The sequence below is a fragment of the Streptococcus sanguinis genome (assembly GCF_020729725.1).
Classification (GTDB): domain Bacteria; phylum Bacillota; class Bacilli; order Lactobacillales; family Streptococcaceae; genus Streptococcus; species Streptococcus sanguinis_V.
Genome location: NZ_JAJEPA010000002.1, coordinates 1 through 1,074 on the forward strand (window position 1 = coordinate 1; position 1,074 = coordinate 1,074).

Consider the following 1,074-nt stretch of genomic DNA (forward strand, 5'->3'; position numbering starts at 1 on the left):
AATACTGTAGGACAATCAACAGGATTCAAAGACCAAGTTGGCCGAGAGATTTTTGAGGGAGATATTATTCGAACCAATTCTTTCGCATGTATTGTTGGCTTCGGAAGGTACAACTATTTTGAAGATAATACTGTAGGACAATCAACAGGATTCAAAGACCAAGTTGGCCGAGAGATTTTTGAGGGAGATATTATTCGAACCAATTCTTTCGCATGTATTGTTGGCTTCGGAAGGTACAACTATTTTGAAGATGATGAAGGCTCAGTCATTGAAAGTACAGGATTTGGTTTCTATTTAGAATACCTCAATGTAACTCCTGCCACATGCTCTCCGTTTGAACTAGATTTTGTTAGAAATTGCAAAGTTTTAGGGAATATCTATGATAATTCACTAGATTTAATCATGTATGCCAAAAGTAAACAGGAGAAGCTAAATGACACCAAAATTTAGAGCATGGAATGGCAGTTGGTTGATTGATACTGGTAGTGAATCTATTGATTTGTGGCCTGGAATCGATAAAAGCTTGGTTGTTGGAAACATTTATGATAATCCAGAATTGTTACCTAAATAGAAAAGGGGAAAAAGATGAAATTCGCAGAAATCAATAAGGTGTTGGGAGACTTTATGCTCAATTCTGATAAAGAGACAGTTGTAACTTGCGTGGTGAATGGCTATCAGCAAGTAAGCTATCTTTGGCGTACAAGTGCTACTTTTTCGATTGATTATGATGATTCCGTCGTTTTTGTTGCGGCTAAAGTTTTATCGATACAAGATTCCAATTTTTTTCCAGACGAAGAGACAAGGAACTTTTTTGAAGAAGCTAGTGTCAAAGTGTGTTCTTCAGAGTTAACAGACATTTTTTTAGATTTGCAACTGTTCGACCTGACACGGCAAGCAGAGCACCCTTATATCCCGATGTTAGAGAAGTTCTTGGAATTTAATGAATTAGATAAAGTCTTTGAAACTTTCCAAGTTCGTTTATCTGAAAATGGAATAAAAGATCCAGTAGAGCTATTCCAAATGAGAAAAACAGGGAATGGTATGGTCTATTGGGAATTGGAACTTTTTTAAACA

The 1,074-nt window shown here is 36.2% G+C and carries 3 protein-coding genes; all 3 read left to right on the plus strand.

Translation table 11 applies throughout. The annotated features are described in order from the left end of the window. Positions 1–450, plus strand: a 450-nt coding sequence (locus tag K4I03_RS00015; RefSeq protein WP_227963276.1) for a YopX family protein, incomplete at its 5' end; no start/stop codon positions are given. Next, entirely contained in the window at positions 434–571 is a 138-nt protein-coding gene (locus K4I03_RS00020; protein WP_227963277.1) for a YopX family protein, read from the plus strand. The genes K4I03_RS00015 and K4I03_RS00020, both read left to right, overlap by 17 nt. Before the next feature lie 14 nt (positions 572–585). Continuing rightward, on the plus strand, positions 586–1,071 hold the full coding sequence (locus K4I03_RS00025) for a hypothetical protein (RefSeq protein ID WP_227963278.1): 486 nt from the start codon (positions 586–588) through the stop codon (positions 1,069–1,071). Positions 1,072–1,074 lie beyond the last annotated feature (3 nt).

What these genes read in the sequence shown, in the direction of transcription:
- K4I03_RS00020 (WP_227963277.1), top strand. Translation starts at nt 434, where the DNA reads ATGACACCAAAATTTAGAGCATGGAATGGCAGTTGGTTGATTGATACT.
- K4I03_RS00025 (WP_227963278.1), top strand. Translation starts at nt 586, where the DNA reads ATGAAATTCGCAGAAATCAATAAGGTGTTGGGAGACTTTATGCTCAAT.